This window comes from Viridibacillus sp. NPDC093762, assembly GCF_050279675.1.
GTDB lineage: Bacteria > Bacillota > Bacilli > Bacillales_A > Planococcaceae > Viridibacillus.
In genome coordinates this window covers 1-18083 of the sequence record NZ_JBNNUK010000033.1, presented here as the reverse complement: position 1 = coordinate 18083, position 18083 = coordinate 1, and the positions used below count along the sequence as shown (strand labels likewise).

The window sequence follows — 18083 nt, the reverse complement described above, 5'->3', positions numbered from 1 at the left end:
CCGTTCCCATGCCGAACACGGAAGTTAAGCTCTTTAGCGCCGATGGTAGTTGGGGGTTTCCCCCTGTGAGAGTAGGACGTTGCTAGGCACATTAAGGCACAACTGATTTAATCAGTTGTGCTTTTTTATTACTTATTTTTATAATTAACTATAATATTGTACGTAATTTTAAAAAAGTATATAGTCTATAAAATTACATACCCTGAAGCTAAATATTTGAGGAATTCTATGTATCTATCATGATTTATGTTTAAATACTCTTTTTGAGTTCGTTTTTCTTGTACAAATATCAAATAAAACATATGGTTAAAAGAAATACAATCAAATAGAATGGCAGAACTTATTCTAATAGGAGGTATGGAAAATGACGGTAGTTTATGATTTTACGGTTAAGAAGATAGATGGGGAGCAGCAGAATTTAAGTGAATTTACTGGTAAACCATTGTTAATTGTGAATACAGCAAGTAAATGTGGTTTTACGCCACAATTTAAAGAACTACAAGCAATGTATGAAGAATATAACGAACAAGGATTTGAAATTTTAGGCTTTCCTTGTAATCAATTTAATAATCAAGAGTTTGCTAATATCGATGAAACAATGCAATTTTGTCAAAGAAATTTTGGAGTAACCTTTCCAATGTTTGCAAAGGTGGATGTGAAGGGTGACAATGCTGATCCATTATTTAAACATTTAGTTTCAGAGAAAAAAGGTTTACTAACTGAAGGGGTAAAATGGAATTTTACTAAGTTCTTAATAAATAAAGAGGGGAAGGTTGTAGCGCGTTATGCACCTCAAACTTCACCTGCTAAAATTGAAAATGACTTAAAATCTACGTTGAAGTGAAAAATTCTAAATAATCTTATTTATCGAAGAGTCCTTGACAAGTGAATAGTCACGTTGTTAATCTTACAATTAATATTCTTTTACAAAACAGGAGGAGTTACCGAAATGTGGGAAACGAAATTTGCCAAAGAAGGTTTAACGTTTGATGATGTATTGCTTGTACCAGCACATTCTGAAGTATTACCGAAAGATGTAAGTTTATCAGTTAATTTAACACCAAAAATTAAATTGAATATCCCTATTATTAGTGCTGGAATGGATACAGTAACTGAGGCACCAATGGCAATTTCTATGGCTCGTCAAGGTGGTATTGGTATCATCCACAAAAATATGAGCATTGAAGAGCAAGCGGATCAAGTAGAGAAAGTAAAACGCTCTGAAAATGGAGTTATTACAAATCCGTTTTTCCTAACACCATCTCATCAAGTATTTGATGCAGAACATTTAATGGGAAAATACCGTATTTCAGGTGTTCCAATTGTAAATAATGATAAAGAACTTAAATTAGTAGGAATTATTACAAACCGTGATTTACGCTTTGTACAAGACTACTCTCAAAAAATTGATGAAGTAATGACTAAAGAAGATCTAGTTACAGCTCCTGTTGGAACAACTTTAGACGATGCAGAAAAAATACTTCAACAATATAAAATCGAAAAATTACCAATCGTTGATGATAAAGGCGTCTTAAAAGGCTTAATCACAATTAAAGATATAGAAAAAGTTATGGAATTCCCGAACGCTGCTAAAGACCATTTAGGTCGTTTACTTGTAGGTGCTGCAGTTGGTGTTACGAAAGATTCAATGGTTCGTGTACAAAAATTAGTAGATGCACAAGTAGATGTAATTGTTATCGATACAGCACATGGTCACTCTCAAGGTGTTTTAGAAGTAGTAAGAGATATCCGCGCAGCATTCCCAGATTTAGATATTATCGCAGGTAACGTTGCAACAGCTGAGGCTACAAAAGCTCTTTACGAAGCTGGCGCTGATGTAGTTAAAGTAGGTATCGGACCTGGTTCGATTTGTACAACTCGTGTTGTAGCAGGTGTTGGTGTACCTCAAGTTACAGCAATTTATGATTGCGCGGCAGAAGCTCGTAAACAAGGTAAAACAATTATTGCTGATGGCGGTATTAAGTACTCAGGTGATATTATAAAAGCTTTAGCTGCTGGTGGACATGTAGTAATGCTAGGTAGCTTACTTGCAGGTACTTCTGAATCTCCAGGAGAAACTGAAATCTTCCAAGGTCGTCGATTCAAAGTATATCGTGGTATGGGTTCAGTAGGGGCTATGGAAAAAGGTTCAAAAGATCGTTACTTCCAAGAAGATGCGAAAAAGCTTGTTCCAGAAGGTATTGAGGGACGCCTTCCTTACAAAGGGCCTCTAGCAGATACGATTCACCAATTAGTTGGAGGTATTCGCTCAGGTATGGGATATTGCGGTACGAAAGATCTTCGTGATTTACGTGAAAATGCACAGTTCGTTCGTATGACTGGTGCTGGTTTACGTGAAAGCCATCCACATGATGTTCAGATTACGAAAGAATCACCGAACTACTCAATCTCATAATTTCAAGACTTTCCCATCCTTTCTACGTCAAACTAGATGTAGAAAGGATGTTTTTTTATACACCGTAGTTGCGAGCGCTGATTCTATGTTAAAATGAGCGGAGTAAGAGGAGTAATATGAACACAACACATATGGAGGTATTATGGTGAAAACATCAAGAAAAAACACATGGTTACGTATAATCATGGTATCCGCTTTGCTGTTAAGTATGTTTGTAACAATACCTAAAGCAGCGAATGCAGAAGACGAGCTTAATCTGCGCGTTAAAGGCGCTATTTTAATCGATGCAGACTCAGGTAAAATTTTGTACGAAAAGAATGCGGACAAGTCTTTAGGAATTGCAAGTATGTCAAAAATGATGACAGAATATCTATTACTAGATGCAATTAAAGAAGGTAAAATTACTTGGGATCAAAAATATAAAGTGTCAGAATACGCGTATAAAATTTCCCAAAATCGTGCACTTAGTAACGTACCCCTACGTGCTGATGGTGAATATACAATTCGTGAATTGTATGAGGCAATGGCAATTTACTCAGCAAATGCTGCGACTATTGCAATTGCAGAAACAATTGCTGGCTCAGAAACAGAATTTGTAAACATGATGAATAAAAAAGCAAAAAAACTAGGTTTAAAAGATTATACTTTCGTAAACTCAACAGGCTTAAATAATGCAGAACTAGACGGTATGGAGCCAGCAGGTACTGGTAAAACTGCTGAGAATAAGATGCCCGCAAAATCTGTTGCTAAATTAGCTTATCATTTATTACAAGATCACCCTGAAGTATTGAAAACTTCAAGCATTACGAAAAAAACATTCCGTGAAGGCACAGATGATGCCATAGACATGTCTAACTGGAATTTCATGCTACCGGGTCTTGTGTTTGAATATGAAGGCGTAGACGGATTAAAAACTGGTACAACTGATTATGCTGGTTACTGTTTCACAGGTACTGCATCACGTAACGGAACACGTCTAATCGCAGTTGTTTTAGATGCTGTAGACGCTAAAGGGGAAGGAACATATAAAGCTCGTTTTGATGCAACACGCGCATTATTCGACTATGGTTTCAATCAATTTACTACAGAAGAAATTGTTCCAGCCAACTATTCGTTTAAAGGACAAAAAACTATCCCTGTAATTGATGGCAAAGAAGATAAAGTGAATATTGCTACAAAAGAAGCCATCTCAATTATGGTGAAAACTGCGGATAAAGATTTATATAAACCAAAATTAGTATTAGATAAAAAAGAACTGAACGCACCAGTTAAAAAAGATACTGTTGTTGGGCATGTTGAAATCGAAAAAACTGAAGGTAAAGATTATGGATTTATCGATGGAGAAGTAAACAATGCAGAGGTAGTTACTACAGCTACTGTTGAGAAATCTAGCTGGATTTCCCGAGCTTTCAAAGGTATTGGTAACTTCTTCTCTGATTTATGGAATAAAATATTCTAATATATAAAAAAGGCAATCATAACGATTGCCTTTTTTTATGCTCTAATTTCCCAAGCTTTCATTAATTGTTGCACTGATTGACTAATTTCTTCATCTTTAATTCCCCCAAAACCGAGTAGAAACTGTGTCGATTTCCCATTTAGTAATGTATCCATCATATATTCCTGAATGGGTATAATACGAATACCTTTTCCTTGTGCCAAGTCTTTCAAATCTGTTGCATTTTTTGTATGTGAAATTGTTAGTACGATATGCATACCTGCTTGTTCACCGGAAATTTTAACAGTTGGTGAAAATGGTTCTAGAGCCATTGTAAGCTTTTCTAATTTTTTACGATAGATTTTACGCATTCGATTTAAATGCTTCGCAAAATGGCCGTCTCGCATGAATTGTGCGAGAATATGCTGTTCGAAGCGAGGTACAGTCGATGTATAGTAATTAAACGCCTGATTGTACACTTCTACTAACTTTGGAGGTAGTACAAAATAGGCAATGCGTAGTGAAGGCATGAGTGATTTTGAAAAGGTACTTATGTAAATCACGCTGTCACTTTTATCCATTCCTTGTAATGCAGCAATTGGTTTCCCAATATAACGAAATTCACTATCATAGTCGTCTTCGATGATATAACGGTCATCCTTTTGAGAAGCCCAGTTTAAAAGCTGTGCTCTGCGCGGGGCAGATAATACTGCACCAGTTGGAAATTGATGTGAAGGTGTGACATAGACAACATTAGCTTCAGAGTGCTCCAAATCATTTATCAATAGACCCTCATCATCTACATTTATCGGTATAGCGGGACGATCCGTTTGCTTAAAGATGTGATGAGTTAATGGGTAACCCGGATTCTCAATTCCAAAGCGAGAAGAGGCCCCTAAAAGGCGAATAATCATAGGCATTAGTTGTTCTGTCCCAGAGCCAATTACAATTTGATTGGGTGCGCATATAACACCTCTTGAGTGATATAAATACGTTGCAATTTCCTCGCGTAATTCTTGTTCTCCTTGGGGCGAACCAATTAGTAATAATTCTTGAGATTGCTCATCAATTGCTTCCTTCGCATATTTCCTCCAAAGATGGAATGGGAATGATTCTGTATCAATTTGTCCCGGATTAAAATCTATTTTAAATTTTTCTCGGGATAAGGAAGTTGGGATCGCTGGATGTTGAATATCTTTTTCTATATAAGCAAGTTCTTCAACAGCTTCAACGAAATATCCGACACGTGGCTTTGAAGCAATAAAGCCTTCTGCTAACAATTGTGCGTAGGCGAGTTCAATTGTTGTTTGACTAATATTTAAAAATTCGGATAGTTTTCTCTTTGAAGGAAGTTTAGATTCAGTTGGTATTGTACCTTCTGTAATGCCCTTCTTAATGCCTTCGTAGAGCTGTTCGTACATAGGTTTATTAGAATTTCTTTCTAGCTGAAACATAAGCATATCCATCATATCACCCCTCCTGACCATGTGACTTGCATATAAACTGAATCTTTTTATATGGTCAATTTTCATTATACTAACATCATACAAGAAAATGGAGGCGATGGAAATGGCAAGTCAAACAGGTACAGATCGAGTAAAACGCGGAATGGCAGAAATGCAAAAGGGTGGCGTAATTATGGATGTAATTAATGCTGAGCAGGCAAAAATTGCGGAGGAAGCGGGCGCAGTTGCTGTTATGGCTCTTGAGCGTGTACCTTCTGATATTCGGGCTGCTGGTGGAGTAGCACGTATGGCAGACCCTCGAATTGTAGAAGAAGTGATGTCAGCCGTATCAATTCCTGTAATGGCGAAAGCACGTATTGGCCATATTGTAGAAGCTCGTGTTTTAGAAGCAATGAACGTAGATTACATAGATGAAAGTGAAGTGTTGACACCAGCAGATGAAGAATACCATTTGCTAAAAAGCGATTATAAAGTACCCTTTGTTTGTGGATGCCGTGATTTAGGTGAAGCAACACGTCGTATTGGTGAAGGGGCATCGATGCTTCGTACAAAGGGGGAGCCAGGAACGGGTAATATAGTTGAAGCTGTACGCCATATACGTCAAGTGAATGCACAGGTACGTAAAGTTGCAAACATGACACCGGATGAACTAATGACAGAGGCAAAAATTTTAGGTGCACCTTATGAACTTTTATTAGAAATCAATCGTTTAGGTCGATTACCGGTTGTCAATTTTGCTGCTGGTGGAGTAGCAACTCCTGCTGATGCAGCGTTAATGATGGAGCTTGGAGCAGATGGTGTCTTTGTTGGATCAGGTATCTTCAAATCTGAAAATCCTGCCAAGTTTGCAAAAGCTATTGTAGAAGCAACTACTCATTACAAGGATTATAAATTAATCGCTGAAATTTCGAAGGAACTTGGAGTTCCGATGAAAGGTATCGAAATCTCTCGCTTAAATCCACAAGATCGTATGCAAGATCGAGGATGGTAAGATGGTAAAAATCGGTGTTTTAGGTTTGCAAGGTGCTGTACGTGAGCATGTTCAGGCTATAGAAGCAGCTGGTGCTGTTGCAATTATTGTGAAGCATGCAGAACAACTAAATGAGCTTGAAGGTCTTGTACTACCGGGTGGCGAAAGTACAACGATGCGGAAGCTAATTGACCGTTATGGCATGATGGAACCCCTTCGTCAATTCGCTGGGGATGGTAAACCAATATTCGGTACTTGTGCAGGATTAATACTATTAGCGAAAAATGTCATTGGTCAGCAAACACCCCATATAGGCGTAATGGACGTTATTGTAGAGCGTAATTCATTTGGTAGACAGATTGATAGCTTTGAAATACCCCTATCTATAAAAAATATGGATGAAAACTTCCCGGCGGTATTTATACGTGCACCTCATATTGTATCAGTGGGATCAAGCGTTGAAGTGTTAGCACAGTATGCTGGACGCGTTGTTTTAGCAAAAGATGGGCAGTTTTTAGGCTGTTCATTTCATCCGGAATTGACAGAAGATCAACGAATCATGGCATACTTTGTGCAGATGGTTAAGCAAAGTATTTTGACCACACTTGCAAAACGGTGAAATCTATTGTAAAGTATGGATAAAATTCAAATTAAACACGATGATAGGAAGTAGTAGCAAGTAAGTTTTTTTATAGAGAGTCGACGGTTGGTGGAAGTCGATAAAAAACCTTGTGAATCCGTCCTGGAGTTGCTCAGCTGAATCTTTAGTAGGCTGTGGCCGGCCAACAAGCCGTTATGAAACAAGTGGATTGCATCTAGGTGCAATCAATTAGGGTGGCAACGCGGGTATGCTCTCGTCCCTTTCATGGGGATGAGGGCTTTTTTGTTGCTTATTTTTAGTGTAACCTAGACCTAAAGTATTGTTTTGTAAGATAACATTGATACATTTCTATTATCGAATTTACAAAACTGGAGGAATGAACATATGTTAGATATTAAACGAATCCGTGATAATTATACGGAAATTAAAGAGAAGCTATCTCACCGTAATGAAGATTTAGGGACTTTTGATCAATTTGAAACTCTTGATCAACAACGTCGTGATTTAATCGCAAAAACAGAAGTATTAAAAGCTGAGCGTAACCAAGTTTCTGAACAAATTGCTCAAAAGAAACGTAATAAAGAAAATGCGGATGCTGAAATTGCACATATGCGTAAAGTTGGCGATGACATTAAAGCATTAGATACAGATCTTCGTGAAGTAGAAGGTAAATTCCAAGATATGATGATGCGTTTACCAAATATTCCGCATGAAAGTGTACCAGTTGGAGAAACAGAAGATGACAATGTGGAAGTAGCTAAATGGGGCGACATTCCAGAGTTTGATTTTGAGGTTAAAGCGCACTGGGATTTAGGTACAGATTTGAACATCATTGATTTTGAAAGTGCTGCAAAAACAACAGGTAGCCGTTTTGTATTTTACCGTGGCCTAGGTGCTCGTTTAGAACGTGCTTTAATGAGTTTCATGATGGATTTACATTCTGAAGAACACGGTTATGAAGAGATGTTACCACCTGTAATCGTTAACCGCGATAGCTTAACAGGTACAGGTCAGCTTCCGAAATTTGAAGAGGATGTCTTCAAATTAGTGGATACAGATTACTTCTTAATCCCAACTGCAGAAGTACCGGTAACAAACTTCTTCCGAGATGAAATTTTAGATGCAGATATTTTACCGAAAGGATTTTCAGCTTATAGTGCTTCTTTCCGTTCTGAAGCGGGATCTGCAGGCCGTGATACGCGTGGTTTAATCCGACAGCACCAATTTAACAAAGTAGAACTTGTGCGTTTCGTGAAACCAGAAGATTCTTATGAAGAATTAGAAAAATTAACAGGTCATGCTGAGAAGGTTCTTCAACTTTTAGGCTTACCATATCGTAAATTAAAAATGTGTACATCTGATTTAGGATTCACTGCCGCGAAAAAATACGATTTAGAAGTATGGATTCCAGCGCAAGGTACGTACCGTGAAATCTCTTCTTGCTCTAACTTTGAAGATTTCCAAGCACGTCGTGCCAATATCCGTTTCCGTCGTGAAACAGGAGCAAAACCTGAATATGTGCACACATTAAATGGTAGCGGTCTAGCAATTGGTCGTACAGTTGCAGCTCTTCTTGAAAACAATCAACAAGCGGATGGCTCTGTAGTTATCCCTGAAGTTTTACGTCCATATATGGGCGGTAAAGAAGTAATTCAAGCACCAACTAAATAATTTATATATGAAAAGGCTAATGCTATGGAGTTTTCTCCTGCATTAGCCTTTTTCTGTTTTATTTAAAATGCCCTCTGCCTCACAGCGGATTTGATAAAATTGCTGAATAGTGGGATGAGCTCCAGCGATGTTTAAATTTTGTAATCTACGTTTTCCTAAACGGTAATCAAACATGGCTAAAGCTTGAATGAGTACATTTTCTGATAGTAATAATTCTTCAATGGGGAACTGTGTATAGTGCATGATAGCTTCATACAAGTAAAAACTTTCGAAATTTCCATGTTCCATTAAAGTTGCTTCAGCTAAATCATAGACATCCACTAATGCTCGTCTTTCAGGGGATCCTAACATTACATTGAAGTCTCTATTATAAGGTATTGGTTTTAGCATATGTTGTTCTTTTAGTTGCGCATATAGTATATTCCTCGGAACGATAAAACTTAAATCATCTGCATTTAAAATTTTTTGTTTATCTAATGTAAGCCAAACGCTTGCTGGGTTATCATGTGCTTTACGATATGTTGTTGCATAAAGCTTCACACGACCTTGCAATTTTTTGCAAAGAAAGCTTTCGTATCTTTTTTGGATTTTGCTGAATTGCATAGGTTATCTCCCTTGAGTTTAATAGCGAATACCTTCTGCCTCACAACGGATTTGATAAAACTTTCTTTCCAATGAAGACTGTGGTGCGGTCATGTTTATTAATTTACGTTTCCCTACACGACGATCAAACAATGCGTATGCACGGATAATTGGGTTTGTGGAAGCTAGTGCATCTACAATTGATAAATGAGGGTATTGAGTAAATGCTTCATATAAATGTAAGCTAGCCATTTTGTTTTGTTCGTCTATTTGTACTTCTGTAGAGAGTAGTTCGGGATTGTAATTCCCTTGAAATTGTTCGTTAATAAATGCAGTATCAGCTACATTAAAAATTTTGTCTTTATTTAGCGTTAGCCAAATGTGTGGCCTAACATCACGAGATTGATTATATGAAGAAGATTGAAGTTCGATCTTTCCTTGTAATGGCTCGCATAAGAAACATTCTACGTCTAATTTTAATTTGGAAAATGGTATAACTTTAGGGACAGAAGTTGCTCGTTCAGCTTTTTTCTTACTACGTAAACTGCTGAAGAAATTGCTTAATAATTGACCACATTCAGCTGTTAATATGCCCTCGGTTACTTCACACTTATGATTAAATCGTGAGTCATCTAGTAAATGATAGAGTGAATCTACACAACCTGCTTTGCTATCCCTAGCTCCATAAACGATACGTGGTACTCTGGATTGTAAAATTGCTCCTGCGCACATAGGGCAAGGTTCTAGAGTAACGTAGAGAGTTGTTTCTTCTAATCGCCAACTACCAATTTTGTTGCAAGCTTGTTGAATTGCCATGAGTTCAGCATGGGTAACTGCATTCTGTGAAGTTTCGCGTAAATTGTGTGCACTGGCAATAACTTCATCCTTGTAGACAATAATGGCCCCAATTGGTACCTCTCCTAGTGCTGCAGCCTTTTTTGCTTCTTTAATGGCCAATTGCATAAAGTATAGATCTTTTTTTAATACGTCCATAGATTCATCGCTCCTTGCCAAATAGTGTAGCACGGTTTAAACCCAATTCGCATATATTACTGGAGAAATAATGCTAGAGGAGGTTGCACTTGGTTTATGTAGTGAAGCAAGGTGATAACTTATATAATATCGCCAGGGCGCATAATACAACAGTCGCGATGATTGTTGCAATTAATGAAATTCCAGATCCAGATGTTCTAGTTGTTGGGCAAGCACTTGTATTACCTGAAACACCAAATCCAAATCGCCCTACAATTGATACAAATGGATATGTCGAATGGTATACAGCTGAAATTCCAGAAAGTTTAATAGCTCAACTGAGAAAACGTGCACCACTATTAACTTATATGATGCCATTTTCATATGAAGTAAGACGTGATGGTACTCTTACACCGATGGACTGGGGAAGTATATCAGAGATAGCGGATGCTAATCAGTCGGCAACAGCTATCGTATTAACAAATATAGAGAATAATGCCTTTAGTGATTCATTAGCGCATACTATTTTAAATGATACTACATTACAAGATTTAATCATTGGAGCAGCTTTAAGTGAAGCTTCTAAAAAAGGGGCAAAAGATATTCACTTAGATTTTGAGTATTTATTAGCTGAGGATAAGGAACGTTACGTTGAGTTTTTGAACAGGTTCAGACAAAGAGCTCATGCTCAAGGATTAACAATTTCAGCAGCAGTACCACCCAAGACTAGTGCAAATCAGCCAGGGAAGTGGTATCAGGGGCACGACTATAAAGGGATAGGTGAAGCGGTTGATTTTGTTGTCATTATGACATACGAATGGGGATATAGCGGAGGCCCACCAATGGCAGTATCACCAATTGGTCCAGTACGCCAGGTGTTAGAATATACTATTACCGAAATACCCGCTGAAAAAGTAATGATGGGGCAAAATTTATATGGATATGATTGGACATTACCATATAAAACAGGAAATCCACCTGCAAGGGGGTTGAGCCCTCAACAGGCTGTGGCTTTGGCAAGAAACCAAAATGCGGCGATTTCGTATGACCCAATAGCAGAAGCGCCATTCTTCCATTATTGGAGCAATGGGGTAGAGCATGTGGTATGGTTTGAAGATGCACGTTCAATTGAAGCGAAGTTCAATTTGTTGAAGGAATTAAAGTTAAGAGGTATAAGTTATTGGCATATGGGTTTTGCCTTCCCTCAAAATTGGGCACTTTTGCAAGAAATGTTCCACGTGAAAAAACGGTAATATTAAAACCTTCAGTTGATACTGGGGGTTTTTTTTACATAATGGTGGTTTTGAAACTAGCGTATGAGTTATTTGTATTAATAAAATGTACTAAACGAGGCGCTTCTGCTTTTCTTATTACTATGATAAAATGATAAGCACTGATTAAAAAGACGATGAAGGGGGACTTCTGATGCCTGTACCGTTTATCACCGTTGAGGGGCCAATTGGCGTCGGAAAAACGTCACTTTCTAAAATAGTTGCTGAGACTTTTCAGTTTCACTTATTAAAAGAAATCGTGGACGAAAATCCGTTTTTAAATAAATTTTATGAAGACATTGATGAGTGGAGTTTCCAGACAGAGATGTTTTTCTTATGTAATCGCTATAAACAATTAACAGATATAAAGAATCATATACTATCGCATGAAAAAGCTGCGGTTGCAGATTATCACATTTTTAAAAATTTAATCTTTGCTAAAAGAACATTAAAAGAGTCTGAATTTCACAAGTATGAAGAAATATATCGCATATTAACTGCTGACATGCCATGTCCAAATGTAGTCGTTTATCTTCATGCAAGCGTCGATACTTTGATGAAACGAATTGCCATGAGAGGTCGAGAATTTGAGAAAATGATTTCAAGAGAGTATATGGAGCAGCTTGTTGCGGATTACCATGTATTTATTAAACGATTTGAAAAACAAAACCCAGATATTCCGGTAATACGAATCAATGGTGATGAAATTGATTTTGTAAAAAATCCATCAGATTTACAAAAAATCTTAAGAACTATTGAAGAAACATTAGAAAAAGGGAGTTTCGATTCATGAATTTAAGAGAGAAATACGGCATTCCTGCAAATGCAGTTATTACAATCGCGGGAACAGTAGGTGTCGGCAAATCGACAATGACGAAGGCATTAGCAAATGCATTAAATTTCCGTACGTCATTTGAAAAGGTTGATTCGAATCCTTACTTGGACAAGTTCTATGATGATTTCGAAAAATGGAGCTTCCATTTACAAATTTACTTTTTAGCTGAGCGTTTCAAGGAGCAAAAACGTATTTTTGAATATGGTGGTGGTTTTATTCAAGATCGATCAATCTATGAGGACACAGGGATTTTTGCTAAAATGCATGAAGAAAAAGGCACGATGAGCAAAACCGATTATGAAACATATAAAAACTTATTCGATGCAATGGTCATGACACCTTATTTTCCTCATCCAGATTTGCTAATTTACTTGGAAGGACCAATTGAAGATATTTTAGAGCGTATTGAAGAACGTGGTCGTCCAATGGAGCAACAAACACCAAAGGACTATTGGTATGAAATGTACGGACGTTATGAAAACTGGATCGACAGTTTTAATGCATGTCCGGTATTGCGTTTAGACATCAACGACTACGACTTAATGAAAAATCCAGATACAGTAGAAGTAATTGTGGAACGCATTAGTCACTTTATGGAGCAGACATCACATTTACGTCGTAAATAATTATATTAGAAAGGCTGTCATTTAAACGACAGTCTTTTTTTATAGTAAATAATAATACGTTTAGAATTAATATAAGAAATGGTGGAATATAATCATATACAAGTGCATTATTTTATATCTTGACATAAAAGGGGGTGCATTTTATGAAAGTAGCAATTTACTGTGGATCCAAGATGGGGGAAAATCCTATATATGCTGAGAAGGCAATAGAGCTTGGGAAGTTTTTGGCTATAAATGGTGTTGGTGTTGTTTATGGGGGATCGATTGTAGGTCTAATGGGAAAAGTGGCAGATGAGGTATTAGCTCATGGAGGAGAAGTAATTGGTGTTATGCCTACTTTTATGCAATGGAAAGAGGTTACGCATCAGGGTTTATCAGAATTGTTTTTTGTAGATACTATGTATGAGCGTAAGTCTAAAATGGGCGAGTTATCAGATGCTTTTATTGCTTTGCCAGGTGGCGCGGGGACGATGGATGAGTTTTTTGATGTACTAACACTTTCCCAAGTAGGTCAGCATTCGAAAGCGGTATGCTTATATAATATCAATCATTATTATGATTTCCTTCAAGCGCATTTACAACATACTGTCGATGAAGGCTTCATGTTGAAAAGTCAGCAGGGGCAAATCGGTGTTGTAAGTTCGCCTGAAGAGCTCTTACTATTTATAAATCAATCATAGAAGCCACAAAAAAAGAAACAAACATAAATGTTTGTTTCTAAAATTTCTGACTATATGTATTTGAGAAAAAATTCGTCACTTTAGCAACGAATACAATCTCAATATTATGCGCGTGTTTTTAAAAATAAAATGGAGGAGGAAGAGGGATTCGAACCCCCGCGCGGTATGACCCGCCTGTCGGTTTTCAAGACCGATCCCTTCAGCCAGACTTGGGTATTCCTCCGAAGAAAGTATGTTGTTGTCTTTCTGACAAGTAATACTTTATCATGTATTAAATATCTCGTCAACACTTTTTAATAAAAAAATAAAAACAATATTTAGAAGGTCTATTTTTATGGCGTTTTTTAAAGTGGAAAGTATTTTATTTAAAAGGTGAAGAATAGCTTGAAATAAGATGCTAATCGATCTTAGAACTACTCCTTGATTAATTATAATATTTCGTTTCATGCTTTTATATTGATTTTTTTTATTATTCTTCGTATACTAATAGATGCCGTGCTAGGTGGGAAGGTAGCGGTGTCCTATAACTCGCAATCCGCTCTAGCGAGACTGAAGTCCTTTTCTAAGGCTGTCCGTATGTTTGGTCTGCCTTTTGCACGTAGTGTTGACGATTGGGTCCTACGCAATGCGTACCCGCGAACCATGTCAGGTCCGGAAGGAAGCAGCATTAAGCGGCTTATCGCATGTGCCGTAGGGTTGCCTAATCAGAGCTAACGACAAAAGTAACGCTTATGTACGGCTGTCGAAGGAAGGTGCACGGCATTTATCGTGCAAATTTCAAACTCATTCGTCGTTTTTGGCGAATGAGTTTTTCTTTTATCTAAAGGTATCGAGCGGCTTTAATAAGCGCTCTTATGGTATAATATACACATTCAACTAATCGGCGAAAAAGGAGAGGTAAACGTTGACGTATCAAGCTTTTTATCGTGTGTATCGCCCGCAATCATTCAGAGAAATGTCAGGACAGTCGCATGTTAAACGGACACTCCAAAATGCTCTCCTTGCCAATAAAACTACGCACGCTTATTTATTCTCTGGCCCTCGAGGCACGGGGAAAACAAGTACAGCGAAAATATTTGCAAAAGCATTAAATTGTGAGCATGCACCAACTGAGGAACCGTGTAATACATGTGCAACTTGTATTAGCATCACGAATGGGGCACACCCTGACGTCATTGAATTTGATGCTGCATCCAACTCTCGCGTGGAAGAAATGCGTGAGATTATTGAAAAAGTACGCTTCGCACCTGCAAGCGCTCGTTTTAAAGTGTATATCATTGATGAAGTTCATATGCTATCTACAAGTGCCTTTAACGCTTTACTTAAAACTTTAGAAGAACCACCTGCACATGTTGTTTTCATATTGGCAACGACGGAGCCACATAAGCTGCCGGCGACGATTATTTCACGTTGTCAAAGATTCGATTTTAAACGCCTTTCTTCTATTGACTTATTAGAACGTATGAAAATCGTTTTAGAAGATATAGAACTACAATATGATGAGCAAGCGTTAAAAGTCATTGCTCAATCTGCTGCAGGAGGTATGCGTGACGCTTTAAGTATGTTGGATCAAGTTGTATCTTTCAGCGGGGATAAGTTAACACTTGCAGATGCCTTATTCGTGACAGGATCTATAAGTCAGGAAGTATTCTATGATTTAGCAAAAGCATTAGGAGACAAAGATATCGCGCAAGTATTAGCACTTTTAGAAAAGCTAATAAGTGAAGGGAAAGATGCGGTGCGTCTATCAGAAGATCTCATCACATTTTTCCGCGACTTATTACTAATTCAAACAGCTCCTGATTTAGAGGATCTACTTGAGCTTGCCTCGTCAGATGAAAAGTTCAAAACTCTTGCCAATCAATTTACCACGGATACATTATATGGCTATGTTGATATCCTTTCAAAGACGCAACAAGAGATGCGCTTTTCACATCATTCCAAAATTTACTTAGAAACGGCCTTGTTGAAAATGGCGCAATTTGCTCCAGGTCAACCTATTATTCAAGTGCCTACTCAAACAAATAGTCCAATGATGCAATCTACCGGTGAATCGCCTAATGTTGCAGATCTTGAAGCGAAGATTGCCTCATTAGAACAAATCGTTCTCCAATTACAACAGGGTGGCCAACAACAACGCAATGCAGCACCTGCCCAACAACGACAACGACCAAAAGTAGATAGTGGTATGAAAATTAATGTTGGTCGAATTCAAGAAGTACTAAAAGTAGCGACGAAAAAAGATTTACAAATGATAAAGTCAGCTTGGTCTGAAGTGCTAAATCAGCTTCAAAAATCGCAATCAGCGCTTTTGGAAGACGCTGAACCTGTGGCAGCATCTTCTAATGCGTTTGTGTTAAAATTAAAGCAGGGAGTTTATTGCACGATAGGTACTAATAATGGTACATTTTCAGCGATGTCTACAATCTTACAACCATTAACAGGCGTGGCCTATGAAATTGTAGTAGTGCCCGAGGATAATTGGCTGAAAATACGTGCAGACTTCATTCGTCAGCATGGTCTGGACAAACAGGTTCATTCATTAGAAGAACCACCTGCAGATAATGTAAACGAAATGACAGAACCTCTTTTTGTAGAGGAGCGAATTCCTTCAGAGGACCCGCTTGTCGCAAAAGCAGAGGAGCTTTTTGGCAAAGGTTTTGTAGAAATACTAGAAGAGTAAATTTTAATTATTTTGAGGAGGAAACTAATATGCGTGGTATGGGAAATATGAATAACATGATGAAACAAATGCAAAAAATGCAAAAGAAAATGGTGGAAGCTCAAGAAGAACTAGCTGCTCAGGTGTTTGAAGGTGTAGCTGGTGGTGGTATGGTGAAAGTTGTTATATCTGGTGAGAAAAAAGTAACTGACGTTATTCTTGATGAATCAGTAGTAGATCCGGAAGATATTGAAATGTTACAAGATCTAATTATCATTGCTACAAATGAAGCAATCAAAAAAGTAGACGAAACTACAAATGCTACAATGGGACAATTCACGAAAGGCATGAACCTTCCCGGCATGTTCTAGGAGGAATTGATATGCATTACCCTGAACCAATATCAAAATTAATCGATAGTTTTATGAAATTGCCAGGTATCGGGCCGAAAACCGCGGCTCGTCTGGCGTTTTTTGTGCTAACAATGAAGGAAGACACTGTTCTATCTTTTGCAAAAGCGTTAGTTGATGCTAAACGTAACTTAACGTATTGTTCAGTTTGTGGTCATATTACTGATGTGGATCCGTGTCATATTTGTCAGGATAAACAACGTGATGCTTCGACGATCTGTGTTGTTCAGGATCCTAAAGATGTGATCGCCATGGAAAAAATGCGTGACTATCATGGGCTATATCATGTACTTCATGGTGCAATCTCGCCGATGGATGGTATAGGTCCGGAAGATATTAATGTACCTACATTATTGAAAAGATTACAAGATGATCAAGTACAAGAATTGATTTTAGCTACAAACCCTACTATAGAAGGTGAAGCTACTGCAATGTATATTTCGCGTTTAGTGAAACCATCGGGTATACGCACAACCCGTATAGCCCACGGTTTACCTGTAGGCGGCGATTTGGAATATGCTGATGAAGTAACTTTATCAAAAGCGTTAGAAGGAAGACGTGAACTGTGAAGTAAGGGGAGAACATGATGTTTTTTCGTAAACAAAAGCTACGTCAAGAATTTGATGAGAAGTTAGTGGTTCTTATGAGAGAAACTAAAGAAGATTGGCAGCAGACGCAAGAGATTGAAGGTTTACTAGATGATTATGATCTAGATACAATCGCGCAGCGTAAAATTGCCGAAAGTAAACACTTCTATCTATTTAAAGAAGCGCGTATTCGAAAAATCTTATTAAGAAAATGAATTAAAAACAGCATCCCAATCATATATTTCACTACTATCTTAAAAGGAGTTGGATATATATGATGTGGAAACCGATTGTTGGTTTCGTAGGGGTGTTGTTTTTTTTCTTCCTATTAATGAGAACGAGAAAACGCTGGGGTAAGGCAATTGAGTGGCTATCAATTTTTTGGTTTCGCATAGCATTTTCTTTTGTCCTGTTGTTCGCATTACACTATTTATTGGGTTTTGCAGGAGTGTTTGTTCCAATTAACTTTTTTTCTAGCTTGTTGGTTGCGTTATTAGGTATACCAGGAGTAGCTTCGGTATTAGCAATTTCAATCTACTATAACTTTTTTTGAAAAAACACTTGCGCACGCTTATAAAGCGTGTTATATTAGTTAGGTTGCTAATTTAAGTAACGCATCAACTTAAAAATAACTTTAAAAAGTTGTTGACACCGAGAGGTGAGGTTGATATAATATAAAGGTTGCTACTGAAAAGAAGTAACTTATCAGGACAACGACTGAAAAGAAATTTTAAAAAGTTGTTGACAACGAAATGTTATCTTGATATAATATTAAAAGTCGACTAGATATCGACCGGATATAATGAACCTTGAAAACTGAACATGCAAGACGTTAATCAATAAATGTTTTTGAACATCAACTCTGTTGGTGGATCAAAACAAAAATAGATATCATC

The 18083-nt window shown here is 37.5% G+C and carries 18 protein-coding genes, 1 tRNA gene, 1 rRNA gene, 1 other RNA gene, 1 pseudogene and 1 other annotated feature; of the genes and pseudogenes, 17 read left to right on the top strand and 5 right to left on the bottom strand.

The features are described from left to right. From rrf to ACQKM9_RS21010, 4 genes are all read left to right on the top strand, one after another. Positions 1-88 (top strand): 5S ribosomal RNA (rrf, locus tag ACQKM9_RS21025); the annotation flags it as partial. A gap of 276 nt (positions 89-364) precedes the next feature. Further along, positions 365-844: a glutathione peroxidase gene (locus ACQKM9_RS21020; RefSeq protein ID WP_427736362.1), complete on the top strand. Its 480-nt coding sequence runs from the start codon at positions 365-367 to the stop codon at positions 842-844. 105 nt (positions 845-949) lie between these two features. Further along, positions 950-2416: an inosine 5'-monophosphate dehydrogenase gene (gene guaB, locus ACQKM9_RS21015; RefSeq protein ID WP_427736360.1), complete on the top strand. Its 1467-nt coding sequence runs from the start codon at positions 950-952 to the stop codon at positions 2414-2416. 142 nt (positions 2417-2558) lie between these two features. After that, positions 2559-3875 carry a D-alanyl-D-alanine carboxypeptidase family protein gene (locus ACQKM9_RS21010; RefSeq protein WP_427736359.1) on the top strand — a complete coding sequence of 439 codons (1317 nt, stop codon included), beginning with the start codon at positions 2559-2561 and terminating at the stop codon, positions 3873-3875. 35 nt (positions 3876-3910) lie between these two features. On the opposite strand, the gene ACQKM9_RS21005 is transcribed toward ACQKM9_RS21010, so the two are convergent. Then, positions 3911-5320 (bottom strand): PLP-dependent aminotransferase family protein, encoded by a 1410-nt coding sequence (locus tag ACQKM9_RS21005; protein WP_427736364.1) that lies wholly within the window; start codon positions 5318-5320, stop codon positions 3911-3913. A 103-nt stretch (positions 5321-5423) separates the two neighbouring features. Between ACQKM9_RS21005 and pdxS the strand changes: the two genes are divergently transcribed. The 3 genes from pdxS to serS all read left to right on the top strand — a co-directional run bounded on the left by pdxS (position 5424) and on the right by serS (position 8562). Next, positions 5424-6311, top strand: a complete 888-nt coding sequence (gene pdxS / locus ACQKM9_RS21000) for a pyridoxal 5'-phosphate synthase subunit PdxS (RefSeq protein WP_427736358.1) — start codon at positions 5424-5426, stop codon at positions 6309-6311. Between the two features lies 1 nt (position 6312). After that, complete coding sequence (gene pdxT, locus ACQKM9_RS20995) at positions 6313-6909, top strand: pyridoxal 5'-phosphate synthase glutaminase subunit PdxT (RefSeq protein ID WP_427736357.1); 597 nt, start codon at positions 6313-6315, stop codon at positions 6907-6909. A 31-nt stretch (positions 6910-6940) separates the two neighbouring features. Continuing rightward, positions 6941-7155 (top strand) — a binding site (T-box leader). A gap of 120 nt (positions 7156-7275) precedes the next feature. Continuing rightward, the gene (gene serS, locus ACQKM9_RS20990) at positions 7276-8562 is read left to right on the top strand and encodes a serine--tRNA ligase (protein ID WP_427736355.1); all 1287 of its coding nucleotides are present in this window, start codon (positions 7276-7278) and stop codon (positions 8560-8562) included. Between the two features lie 42 nt (positions 8563-8604). Here serS and ACQKM9_RS20985 read toward each other — a convergent pair whose 3' ends face one another. The 3 genes and pseudogenes from ACQKM9_RS20985 to tadA form a co-directional block, all read right to left on the bottom strand. Beyond that, positions 8605-9165, bottom strand: a complete 561-nt coding sequence (locus tag ACQKM9_RS20985) for an SF0329 family protein (RefSeq protein WP_427736354.1) — start codon at positions 9163-9165, stop codon at positions 8605-8607. Between the two features lie 18 nt (positions 9166-9183). Continuing rightward, on the bottom strand, positions 9184-9639 hold the full coding sequence (locus ACQKM9_RS20980; RefSeq protein WP_427736363.1) for an SF0329 family protein: 456 nt from the start codon (positions 9637-9639) through the stop codon (positions 9184-9186). Between the two features lie 21 nt (positions 9640-9660). Beyond that, a pseudogene (gene tadA / locus ACQKM9_RS20975) lies at positions 9661-10137 on the bottom strand (tRNA adenosine(34) deaminase TadA); the annotation flags it as partial. 89 nt (positions 10138-10226) lie between these two features. Here tadA and ACQKM9_RS20970 point away from each other — a divergent pair. From ACQKM9_RS20970 to ACQKM9_RS20955, 4 genes are all read left to right on the top strand, one after another. Then, complete coding sequence (locus ACQKM9_RS20970; protein ID WP_427736352.1) at positions 10227-11369, top strand: glycosyl hydrolase family 18 protein; 1143 nt, start codon at positions 10227-10229, stop codon at positions 11367-11369. A 172-nt stretch (positions 11370-11541) separates the two neighbouring features. Further along, a complete protein-coding gene (locus ACQKM9_RS20965) occupies positions 11542-12180 on the top strand; it encodes a deoxynucleoside kinase (protein ID WP_427736351.1) in 639 nt (212 codons plus the stop codon). Then, positions 12177-12848, top strand: coding sequence for a deoxynucleoside kinase (locus ACQKM9_RS20960; RefSeq protein ID WP_427736350.1), 672 nt, complete (start codon positions 12177-12179; stop codon positions 12846-12848). Before ACQKM9_RS20965 ends, ACQKM9_RS20960 begins: the two co-directional genes overlap by 4 nt. Positions 12849-12991: 143 nt before the next feature. Then, positions 12992-13528, top strand: a complete 537-nt coding sequence (locus tag ACQKM9_RS20955) for a TIGR00730 family Rossman fold protein (protein ID WP_427736348.1) — start codon at positions 12992-12994, stop codon at positions 13526-13528. Positions 13529-13658: 130 nt separating this feature from the next. Here ACQKM9_RS20955 and ACQKM9_RS20950 read toward each other — a convergent pair. Continuing rightward, positions 13659-13751: transfer RNA gene (locus ACQKM9_RS20950), tRNA-Ser, on the bottom strand. A 270-nt stretch (positions 13752-14021) separates the two neighbouring features. Here ACQKM9_RS20950 and ffs point away from each other — a divergent pair. The 6 genes from ffs to ACQKM9_RS20920 all read left to right on the top strand — a co-directional run bounded on the left by ffs (position 14022) and on the right by ACQKM9_RS20920 (position 17740). Continuing rightward, positions 14022-14288, top strand: an RNA gene (ffs, locus tag ACQKM9_RS20945) — signal recognition particle sRNA large type. Positions 14289-14432: 144 nt separating this feature from the next. Further along, positions 14433-16211, top strand: a complete 1779-nt coding sequence (gene dnaX / locus ACQKM9_RS20940; protein ID WP_427736346.1) for a DNA polymerase III subunit gamma/tau — start codon at positions 14433-14435, stop codon at positions 16209-16211. Positions 16212-16240: 29 nt separating this feature from the next. Beyond that, positions 16241-16561 carry a YbaB/EbfC family nucleoid-associated protein gene (locus ACQKM9_RS20935; RefSeq protein WP_427736345.1) on the top strand — a complete coding sequence of 107 codons (321 nt, stop codon included), beginning with the start codon at positions 16241-16243 and terminating at the stop codon, positions 16559-16561. A gap of 11 nt (positions 16562-16572) precedes the next feature. Beyond that, positions 16573-17169 (top strand): recombination mediator RecR, encoded by a 597-nt coding sequence (recR, locus tag ACQKM9_RS20930; protein WP_038181014.1) that lies wholly within the window; start codon positions 16573-16575, stop codon positions 17167-17169. A 17-nt stretch (positions 17170-17186) separates the two neighbouring features. After that, positions 17187-17402 (top strand): YaaL family protein, encoded by a 216-nt coding sequence (locus ACQKM9_RS20925; protein ID WP_081730036.1) that lies wholly within the window; start codon positions 17187-17189, stop codon positions 17400-17402. A 59-nt stretch (positions 17403-17461) separates the two neighbouring features. Beyond that, positions 17462-17740, top strand: a complete 279-nt coding sequence (locus tag ACQKM9_RS20920) for a pro-sigmaK processing inhibitor BofA family protein (protein ID WP_427736344.1) — start codon at positions 17462-17464, stop codon at positions 17738-17740. Positions 17741-18083 lie beyond the last annotated feature (343 nt).

What these genes read in the sequence shown, in the direction of transcription:
- ACQKM9_RS21020 (WP_427736362.1), top strand. Translation starts at nt 365, where the DNA reads ATGACGGTAGTTTATGATTTTACGGTTAAGAAGATAGATGGGGAGCAG.
- guaB (WP_427736360.1), top strand. Translation starts at nt 950, where the DNA reads ATGTGGGAAACGAAATTTGCCAAAGAAGGTTTAACGTTTGATGATGTA.
- ACQKM9_RS21010 (WP_427736359.1), top strand. Translation starts at nt 2,559, where the DNA reads ATGGTGAAAACATCAAGAAAAAACACATGGTTACGTATAATCATGGTA.
- ACQKM9_RS21005 (WP_427736364.1), bottom strand. Translation starts at nt 5,320, where the DNA reads ATGGATATGCTTATGTTTCAGCTAGAAAGAAATTCTAATAAACCTATG.
- pdxS (WP_427736358.1), top strand. Translation starts at nt 5,424, where the DNA reads ATGGCAAGTCAAACAGGTACAGATCGAGTAAAACGCGGAATGGCAGAA.
- pdxT (WP_427736357.1), top strand. Translation starts at nt 6,313, where the DNA reads ATGGTAAAAATCGGTGTTTTAGGTTTGCAAGGTGCTGTACGTGAGCAT.
- serS (WP_427736355.1), top strand. Translation starts at nt 7,276, where the DNA reads ATGTTAGATATTAAACGAATCCGTGATAATTATACGGAAATTAAAGAG.
- ACQKM9_RS20985 (WP_427736354.1), bottom strand. Translation starts at nt 9,165, where the DNA reads ATGCAATTCAGCAAAATCCAAAAAAGATACGAAAGCTTTCTTTGCAAA.
- ACQKM9_RS20965 (WP_427736351.1), top strand. Translation starts at nt 11,542, where the DNA reads ATGCCTGTACCGTTTATCACCGTTGAGGGGCCAATTGGCGTCGGAAAA.
- ACQKM9_RS20960 (WP_427736350.1), top strand. Translation starts at nt 12,177, where the DNA reads ATGAATTTAAGAGAGAAATACGGCATTCCTGCAAATGCAGTTATTACA.
- ACQKM9_RS20955 (WP_427736348.1), top strand. Translation starts at nt 12,992, where the DNA reads ATGAAAGTAGCAATTTACTGTGGATCCAAGATGGGGGAAAATCCTATA.
- ACQKM9_RS20935 (WP_427736345.1), top strand. Translation starts at nt 16,241, where the DNA reads ATGCGTGGTATGGGAAATATGAATAACATGATGAAACAAATGCAAAAA.
- recR (WP_038181014.1), top strand. Translation starts at nt 16,573, where the DNA reads ATGCATTACCCTGAACCAATATCAAAATTAATCGATAGTTTTATGAAA.
- ACQKM9_RS20925 (WP_081730036.1), top strand. Translation starts at nt 17,187, where the DNA reads ATGTTTTTTCGTAAACAAAAGCTACGTCAAGAATTTGATGAGAAGTTA.
- ACQKM9_RS20920 (WP_427736344.1), top strand. Translation starts at nt 17,462, where the DNA reads ATGATGTGGAAACCGATTGTTGGTTTCGTAGGGGTGTTGTTTTTTTTC.